Origin of the sequence: Streptomyces sp. NRRL WC-3549 (assembly GCF_000721935.1) — a bacterium.
In the GTDB taxonomy this organism is placed as follows: Bacteria; Actinomycetota; Actinomycetes; order Streptomycetales; family Streptomycetaceae; genus Streptomyces.
This window is the reverse complement of the sequence record NZ_KL585414.1, coordinates 68,575-77,081: the sequence shown is the minus strand read 5'-3', so window position 1 is coordinate 77,081 and position 8,507 is coordinate 68,575. Positions and strand designations below refer to the sequence as shown.

The following is an 8,507-nucleotide window of genomic DNA, read 5'->3' as shown; positions in this document are numbered from 1 at the left end:
AGATGTGTATAAGAGACAGGTTCGCTTCCACGTGGCCGGTGCGTGCGGCCGTCTTCAGCAGGTCGGTGCCGCGGCTGATCGCGAGACGTCGGTCCGTCTCCGTAGGAGCGGCGTGACAGGGGTCCTGCGGCAGGAACGCGCGGTTCACGTACGGCAAGCCGTTGATGTCCGGGCCGAGCATCTGCGGGTCCGGTCTGCCGGTGGGGATACCGGTGGCCCGGGTGCCGAGCAGCCGGTCGCGCCACAGCACGCCGGGCAGTTCACGGCGGCGCTGCTCGTCCTCCAGCAGCGCGGCGACGCGTAACTCTCCTTCACCGAGGACGAGGGCCCGGAGGTTGGCCATGCGGGGATCGGCCAGAATCCGGTCGGGCATCGCCTTGGCGTGGTGTCCGCCGACCATCAGGGCGATGTCGGGGTCGAGCTGGGCCGCGATGCGTGCGGACATCTCGTAGGTGGGGGCGAGAAGGTTCATGGCCGCCCACCGGGGCCGCGCCGCGTTGACCGATGCGGCGGTCTCGACGAGTCCCAGGCCGTGGGACTCCGCGTCGAGCACCCCCACGTTGAAGCCGGCTCGTTGCGCGTACGTGGCGATGTACGCCATGCCGAGCACCGGCAAGGTGTAGTCGTTGGTGCGGGGCCGCCGGCTGTAGTCGCGCAGCGGCGCGTTCACGAACAGCGCGTCGAGGGCGCGGGTGGGGTCGGCACCCGAGACAAGGGATGACTGCTCCATCGATCCTCCGGTTCAGCGGGCATGGGAGCCCCAGGTGAGCGTGGAAAGAGTCAGGGTGTGCAGGGCGGTGCGGTCGGGTCCGGCCCAGCCGGTCCAGAGCGGGCCGAAGGCCTTGTCCTTCTTGTCCGGCCAGGGATAGTGAGGTGCGATCTGCGCGGCCCAGGTGCGTACGGCGAGATCGGCGTGCGGGTAGGCGCTGAAGTCCCCGGTGAAGTCGGTGGCGGCCGCCGCGGCGGTCCAGGGACCGATACGGGGGACGGTGGTGAGCGCGGCCGCGAGTTCGGGGGCCTTCATGCCGTCCCAGTCGTCGGCGTGCAGCTGGTAGTGCTCGGCGGCCGCCCGCAGCACGCCGCGGTGGAACTTCGCTCCGATGCCGTCGAACTGCTCGTCGGCCAGGGCGAGGACCTGTTCGGCGGTGGGGGCGAGGGCAAGGTCACCGAACGGACTTTCGACCATGGTCCCGTAGGCCTTGCACCACTCCCGGTAGAGCTTGCGGGCCTGGCCGGCTCGTACGACCTGCCGCAGGATCGCCGTGGTGATCGCGTCCCACAGCCACGGGTTGGCGAGGCGCTGTGAGGTGCCGGTACGAGCGAGTCCTGCCCTGAGCGCTCCGGGGACGCCGCTGGGCAGACGATCCGGGTTCGTCGTGACGACCGTCGGCTTCACGTCCTCCGTGCCGTCCACGCAGCTCGTGTGCAGACCGTCCCGATCCCACGACAGAACCCACAGTCCGGTCGCCGTGCGTACGGCTCGGGTGCGAGTGGATCCGGTCTCCACCCAGGCGGGGTGATCGGTCGTCAGGACAGTCATGGGGGGTGCTCCTCAGGCTTGCGGGTCGAGCTCTGCTCGTCATCACGGGCAGGCGACGACGAGAGCGACGGCGGTCAGGAGGACCGCCGGCCGGCATACGCGTCGGGACACGGACGCCTCCATGATGTCCAGCCGAGGTGAGTCCGGTGTGGAGTTCCGGGAAGCGGTGGGAAGCGGGGGCGACATGTTTCCCGCGCCGAACACCGTCCAGCGGCCGGCCCCGGCTCGCCCCGGGAGCCGGGAAGCGGCTATACGGGTAGCTCGGCCAGCTCCCGCCTCAGCTCGCTCACGCTGAGGACGCGGAACCGGGCCAGCCGGCGGATGAGCTGGGACGCGAGGAACGTGGGCAGCTCGGGATGCCCGTAGGGGAGCGGCTCCTTCGGCTGTGCGACGACATCGACCCGGCCGTCGACCAGGCCGTACAAGGAGCCGAGGACGCCGTACAGGGGTGCGCTCGTCGCCAGGAACACGACGGGGTCTTCCTGAAGGTGGTCGCACAGCGCGGTGGCCGTGCGGACGTGCTTCGCGCACACCGGCGGCTGGTTCGTCAGGAGCGGTGGCTCCTTGTCCTCGTAGTCATCGGCGCCGGCCAGGAAGACGGTTCCCAGAGGCGTCGTCGCGAAGGCCTTGCAGATCTGGCAGCGCAGGGCTTCCATCGTGATCCGCTGCCGGAAGGGGTGCATCATCTTCCACTCCGGGTCCCCTGTGGGGTGCTGCCGCTCGTCGTACGGGTTGAACGAGACCCGGGCCCAGAGAACCTGCCGCAGGTCGCGGTCCAGGCCAGGGTCCTCGTCGCCGTAGAACAACCGGTAGCGGCCGCGCCCGCGGCTGTTGCTCGCGGGGCGCAGGACGAGGTTGTCCGGAGCCGCGACCTCGCCCCTCCGTTGCGTGATGTAGGGAATGAAGGTCGGCTGGGCGATCGAGCGCACGGTGCGGGTCGTCTCTCTCGGGGATGTCTCGGCGGGGGCGGTGGCGAGCGTGGGGAGTGCTTTCCGACGGAGGCCGGCGGCGAGGCGTTCCGACGCGGCGGTGTTCGCGTCCGCGACCGGATCCGAGGCCGCGGTTCGAGGGCCGAGGGCCGGGCCGGAGCGAGGGGCGTTCACGGCTGTACCGGACCCGGCTGGAGGGTGGCACGCACGGTCTTGCGTCCGCCGTCAGCGGGGAACCAGGTGACGGCGGCGCCGAGCTGCCGGGCCGCCCTCAGGCCGCGGCCCAGTTCGCCGGCGACGGCTCGCCCGAAGTCGCGGAACTCCGGGTCCGGATCCGTGACGTCGATGAGACGGCGGAGAACGGGAAACGCACCGTCGCGCTGAACGAGATCGTGGTGCGCAAGGCGTGGCGAGGCCGGAGCGTGGCCTGGCAACTGCACGAGGCGTGGCTGACCCACCGGCCCGAGGAGCGTGTGACCCTGCTCGTCAACCCCCTCAACGGGGACGGAGCGGTCCAGGCCGTCTACGAAGCGTGGGGCTACCGCAAGCTGGGCGACCAGCAGCCGTTCGCCGACTCACCCGTGTTCTCGGTCATGCTGCGCCCGGTCGTTCAGACTGATGGATAGGCGTACGCGTCCGTCGAACAGGTCCGCCGGGGTGCTTCACCGGCCTCCTCCGGCGGATGTGGCCGGCCGGCCGGAGCGTATGACCGCACCCCGCACCGGACGCGTCCGCCTGCTCGACGACCTCACCCTGGAACTGCTGCCGGGCCGGCTGGAGCACCGGCGTCGCCGATGGCCGGACACCGCGGGCCCGTACCTACGCCCGGCGTCGGTAACCCGCGTAAGGGCAGCGCGTCGTTGGTGCGCAGGTCGTGGCGACGGTGACCGGCGCGAGGTCTGCGGCGAGTTCGGCGGAGACCGTTTCCTTCCGCTCGGGATTGTCACCTCCGATACCGCTGCGCCACTGCCGCGAAGGCGGCCTTGGGTTCCCATTCCATGTCGGGGTAGGTCTGCCCCCGGCGCCCTTCGAGCAGTTTGACGATGCCCAGGCCGGCCCGGTCCAAGTCGTCCCTGGGGTCGCCGTCCGGGCGGTGCGGGTAGCCGGGCAGGGCGAACAAGAACACGAAGGCGCTGTCCACGCCCTCGGTCTCGAAAATCTCCAGCAGTTCGCTCAGATATGCGGCCTGGCCGGCCTCGTCGCGCTCGTATGTGCCGTTCAGCCGTAGGGGGGCCTTGGTCCGCGGGTCGTACTCGACCACTTCCAGCACCCGTCCACCGCGGTCTCCCGCACCGCGGTAGGCCGCGGTGCCGAACCCGGTGACGGCGAGCGGCTTCGGGCCCCGGGCCAAGGTGCGCACCGCGTCCCGGAACCGGTCGGCGACCTCGGCGGAGCGGATCAGCTCAAACGTCACCACGTCGAAGGGGGCCCAGTCGACCTGCTCGAACTGGATGGATGCGTAGGTGAGCCTGCCCTGGAAGCGCTCGTGGACCGTGGCCGCGGCGTCGCGGAGAAACGCGTTGATGCGCACGCCGAGCTCCCGCATCGCTTCGGCGCGCCGCCCGGGTTGGCCCATCAGCTGCTCGACCCGCTGTTCGGGGCTCTCTCCGGGGAGGAACCCGCGGTTCATCACGCTCAGCTCGACCCCTGCGACGAACACGACGGTGGCCCCCTGCCGCCGGAGCCGTTCCGCTCGCTCGGCGCAGTCGCGGAAGAGCGTGAGGATCTGCTCCGGCTCCAGCTCCAGCGGGTAGGGGGAGAACCAGACCTCCAGGCCGAGCTCGGCGGCGGCACCGGAGGCCAGCTCCAGCCGGTCCGGGTCGCCGCCGATGATCTGGACCGCGTTGCAGTGCAGGTCGTCGCGGATGACGGCGAGCTCGCGCCGGACCACCGCAGGGTCGAAGTGCTCGCGGGACAGCTGGCCGTGCAGGACGAAGCCGGTGTCGTAGGTCATTCCTCTTGCTCGCATGGTGACGTCCTCTCTGGCGGGTCCCGGTCGCGTCTGCCGGTTCCGGTCGCGCCGAGGCTGGCAGGAAAAATGCGTGCACGCAAGTTTGCGTGCACGCAGCCCTGTGTGGAACGCTGACACCGTGACGACACCACCACCAGGGCTGCGGGAGCGGAAGAAGCAGGCCACCCGCGAGGCGCTACGCAAGGCAGCCCTGCGCCTGGCCGTGGAGCGCGGCCCCGACCAGGTGCGGGTCGAGGACGTCGCCGAAGCGGCCGGGGTCTCGCCGCGCACCTACAACAACTACTTCGCCAGCCGCGAGCAGGCCATCGTCTCCGCCGTTAACGCGGACCGGGAGGCGCGGATCGCGGCGGCGGTCGCGGCCCGGCCCGCAGGAGTACGCCTGGCGGACGCCGTCACCGAAGCAGTGGTCGAGCAGTACACGAACACCGGTGAGCGTGAACACCAGGCACTGCTGCTGATCACCGCCCGGCTCGCGCTGCGCGACGCATTCCTCGACATCACCGCTGACATCGAGCCCCCTCTCACGGCGGTGCTCGCCGCCCGCCTGGATGACGCCGGAGCGCCCACAGCCCGCGTTCTCGCGGCGAGCGTGGCCGCGGCGGTCCGGATCGCGTGGGAAGGCTGGCTCCGGCCGACCGGGGACGCGGGGGCCGACGGGAGTTCTGGCGCCGAAGGGCTGGTCGTGCCTTCCGGCTCACTGCCCGGCCGGCTCCGCGCGGCGCTGGCCCCGCTCGCGCCCGCGTTCGACGCCGCCGAACGACGCACCCAGCCGTGAAGCCGACCCAACTGGGCGCCCGCTGACCTCACCCCGCTCGGTGCCGCGTTCGCGGAGTACGGGCGGGTCGGCAAGACCATGCACCTGCCCGCCCTGGGGACCCGGCCGACGGCACTCCGGGCGAACCTTGTCCTGGGAGTCCTGCACCTCCCGTAGTACAGCCTTCCGTTGTTTCTGCGCGAGCCGGTCCAGATACAGGTGACCGTGCAGGCGATCGATTTCGTCTCGCCCCGGCCGCCGGATGCGCGTCCCGCGTCCCGTCTCCCCGGCGATCAGACGGAGGCGAACTTGGCCGCGATGAGCTTCTTGCCGCCTTCCTCGTCGTTCTTCATCTCGTCCCAGCTCAAGCCGAGGGCGTCAAGCGTCGCGCGGGCCTCCTCGACCCGCTTGGCGTCCGGCCCGTCGGCTGCCAAGCGGTAGAGGGCGGCGGCATGCTGCTCACGCTCGTTGACGCCGACGTCCTTCGTCAGGTTCAGCGTCTGGAGCAGCCGCTTCCGCCTGGACGGGACGGCGCCGGTCCGGGCGTCCGGCACACCGGTCTGGTGCCATCGGTGGGAGAGCTTCTCCCACCCCTTGTGGCTGGCCAGCCCCAACGCCACCAGGGCGGCGGCGACGGCCAGTCCCCAGCCGACCGGGGTCGCGGCGACGGCACCCGCGCCGGCCACGGCGGCGCCCATGAGCGCCGCCGTGGCGATGATGGAGGCTATGGAACCGCCGATGCTCAGCATGGAGCCCACGGCCGTGATGCCCTTGCGGAGCCTGCCTCTCGCGTTCTTCCGTACCGCGTATGTCTGGATGTCCCGCAGCGAGATCTCGTCGCTCACGGTGCCGTCGTAATGTCTGGCCTTCTCCGCCAGTCCCTTGACGGCCTCGTGCATGGCGTCGGAGGCGGGCTTCAGCGCCGCGTATTCCTGCTCTCCGCGGGTCAGTTCCGCCTCTGCCGCGGTACGGTCCGTCTCCGCCTGGTCGACGGCCTCCTTGAGAGGTTTGAGGGACCCGCGATCGACGTCCTCCCCGCGGGCCGCGCGCTCGTCCAGCTCCTGTGTCCGGCTCGTGTACTCCCGCTTCGCCCGGCGGAGTTCCTCGTCTACTTCCCTCACCTTGTGGAGCAGCGCGGGCAGCAGGTCCTTCGCCGCCTTCAGTGCCTCCGCGGGCGCTTCCTCTTTCGCCATCAGGGCCCGAAGAGCCCGGATCCGCCGGTCTGCCTTGTAGGACTTCCTGGCGTAGCGACCGACCTGTACGACCGACGAGGGAAGCCCGATTCCCGTTCCGGCCAGGGAGGCGTGGTTGGCGGCCGCCTCGCCGACGAGGCCTCCCGCCAGACTCGCGGCCTGACTCCCGGTGCCCGAGATGCTCGAGAACACGTCGTTGCCGGCCGCTTTCTCGTCACGGGACGCTATGTGGTGCTTGGCCGTACCCGCCGTCGAGGCCTTCTTGGCCGCGTTGGCGTCGTAGAGCTCCTTGCCTTTCATGCCGGTCCCGATGACCGCCGCGCCCAGGCTCATGCCGGTGAGAACGTTACTGCTCGCGCCGCTGGGGGTCATGCCCGCCGAAGCGGCGTCGGCCGCGGGCGAGAAGGCGTCCACGACGCTCGACACCGCCGCGCCGCCGCGCCGTTGTACCGTCACCTGCGTGGTCTTCCGCTGCACGGCCGGCTCCGCCGTGGCACCGTGCGCGGCGGCTTCCTCCGGTCCGGCGGCGATCGGCTGGGCGGGAGCCGGACCACTCATCACCCGCGTGGCGTTCGCCTCCGCTTCTTGTTCGAAGCGGTCGGAGGGGTCGGAGACCTTGAGCCCTGACCCGTTGTCGGTACCGGTGACGGCACCCTGGCGCTGCTGGATGACATGGGTGAGTTCGTGGGCGAGCGTGTGCGTGTCATCGCCGCCGTCGCCGATGACGACGTGGTTGCCGCTGGTGTAGGCGCGGGCGTCGATCTCCGCGGCCGAAGCCCTCGCCGTGGCGTCGTCGTGGATGCGGACGTCGGAGAAGTCGGCGCCCAGCCGGCTCTCCATGTCAGCGCGGGTGGCGCCGTCGAGGGGGCGGCCTCCGGAACGCAGGACGTCATGGACGGCCGACCGCTGCACCGCGGACTCCTGCCCGGCCTGCTGGTGGCCGCACCCGGGTCCGGCCCGGTGCGGTTTCCGCGCCGGGCCGTCGGTGCGGAGCATCTGCACGACAGCGGCGTTGCCCACGGCGCTCTGCAGGGCGAGTATGCCTTGTGGCGAGAAGAAGCCGGGTCCCGGTGGCGCGGGTACCGCTGTCTTGACTTCGGAGGCCCGGTGCGGTTTTCCTTCGTTGGCCGTCTCTCGTTCTTCGCCGTGCGTCCGCACCGAGAGCACCTTCCCGTGTTCGACTGTGTGGAGTTCCTGGATACAGGGGTGCTGAGCCGTGTGGAAGGTACGGGAGGGCAGAGTCCGGCGTCTGAACAGGCAAGCGCACCGCCGGTGCGCTCTCCGATGCGTGTCCGGCGACGAGGCGGCGAGGCGGCGCTGCGTCGCAGGTGGTGGCCAGGGGCTCGGTCGGCGTGGTGGTGGGCTGATACGTGGGGCCCCTCAGCAGGGGTCGAGCACGGACCTCTGGTCGGCGTCTGCCTTGACGACGACCCACATGATCACTAGCGGCCATGCCTGTTCTGCGTCCAGAGGCGCTGCCGACAGAAGGTGACAAACCGTCACATCCCGTGCTCAGCAGGCGAACCACCCACCTCGAGACTTCTCAAAGACCCTGAGAGACACCGAGTTCCTCAATTAACTCCCGGGTCAGCGCCTCCAACGCCTCCTCGCCCTGGTCTGGCTTACCGCCCGGCAGATAGAACACCTCAGGAGCCGACTTCTTACTCACGACCAGCAGCCGACCCCCCGAGACTACTGCGGCAGCTACCACGACCAGGGGACGGCATCGTGGCTTGGAAGGTCCTCACGTATGTGCGACATCCCGTGAGTTCGCCGTCGCCGTCGGCCCGTATGCCCGCACAGGCCATGATGGCACTTCAGGAATCCCGAAGGTCCATCATGGCCTGTGCGGATCCCCTGCTCCCGTCTGCCGGGCTGACCTGCGGCAACGGGAGAGGACAGCCGGGACGAACCTGCGGGATGTCGCATATTCTCTGCCCGGTTGCGACTTCATCACGCCGCGATCCGAGGAACCTGCGACCCCTTGCACGCGCGTGCGAGGGAGGCCATCCCCGCGTGCGCGGGGAGCGGCCAACGTTGATTACGAAATGATCACGCCGTGATCATTCCCCGACGGTCTCGTCAACTGTGGGTAAATATTTGATTGCTTCGTCTAGTA

8 protein-coding genes are annotated in these 8,507 nt (G+C 70.2%); 2 read left to right on the top strand and 6 right to left on the bottom strand.

Annotated features, from left to right (window positions below; all coding sequences use genetic code 11):
* The 3 genes from IH13_RS0121610 to IH13_RS0121600 all read right to left on the bottom strand — a co-directional run.
* The coding region (locus IH13_RS0121610; RefSeq protein WP_199814792.1) for a cobalamin-dependent protein at positions 1 to 730 on the bottom strand (730 nt) is incomplete at its 3' end.
* Between the two features lie 12 nt (positions 731 to 742).
* Positions 743 to 1,540, bottom strand: coding sequence for a DNA glycosylase family protein (locus tag IH13_RS45585; RefSeq protein ID WP_031086907.1), 798 nt, complete (start codon positions 1,538 to 1,540; stop codon positions 743 to 745).
* A 248-nt stretch (positions 1,541 to 1,788) separates the two neighbouring features.
* On the bottom strand, positions 1,789 to 2,469 hold the full coding sequence (locus IH13_RS0121600) for a hypothetical protein (protein ID WP_037841960.1): 681 nt from the start codon (positions 2,467 to 2,469) through the stop codon (positions 1,789 to 1,791).
* A 395-nt stretch (positions 2,470 to 2,864) separates the two neighbouring features.
* On the opposite strand from IH13_RS0121600, the gene IH13_RS0121595 reads away from it, so the two are divergent.
* The gene (locus IH13_RS0121595; RefSeq protein ID WP_199814786.1) at positions 2,865 to 3,095 is read left to right on the top strand and encodes an N-acetyltransferase; all 231 of its coding nucleotides are present in this window, start codon (positions 2,865 to 2,867) and stop codon (positions 3,093 to 3,095) included.
* Between the two features lie 317 nt (positions 3,096 to 3,412).
* Here the strand turns inward: IH13_RS0121595 and IH13_RS0121590 are convergent, their stop codons facing one another.
* Positions 3,413 to 4,438 (bottom strand): hypothetical protein, encoded by a 1,026-nt coding sequence (locus IH13_RS0121590; protein ID WP_420713381.1) that lies wholly within the window; start codon positions 4,436 to 4,438, stop codon positions 3,413 to 3,415.
* A gap of 121 nt (positions 4,439 to 4,559) precedes the next feature.
* Between IH13_RS0121590 and IH13_RS0121585 the strand changes: the two genes are divergently transcribed.
* Positions 4,560 to 5,216, top strand: coding sequence for a TetR/AcrR family transcriptional regulator (locus tag IH13_RS0121585; protein WP_031086898.1), 657 nt, complete (start codon positions 4,560 to 4,562; stop codon positions 5,214 to 5,216).
* A gap of 272 nt (positions 5,217 to 5,488) precedes the next feature.
* On the opposite strand, the gene IH13_RS44800 is transcribed toward IH13_RS0121585, so the two are convergent.
* Together IH13_RS44800 and IH13_RS0121575 are read right to left on the bottom strand one after the other, a co-directional pair.
* On the bottom strand, positions 5,489 to 7,546 hold the full coding sequence (locus tag IH13_RS44800) for an eCIS core domain-containing protein (RefSeq protein WP_234433349.1): 2,058 nt from the start codon (positions 7,544 to 7,546) through the stop codon (positions 5,489 to 5,491).
* 385 nt (positions 7,547 to 7,931) lie between these two features.
* A complete protein-coding gene (locus IH13_RS0121575; protein WP_082317665.1) occupies positions 7,932 to 8,099 on the bottom strand; it encodes an NUDIX domain-containing protein in 168 nt (55 codons plus the stop codon).
* Positions 8,100 to 8,507 lie beyond the last annotated feature (408 nt).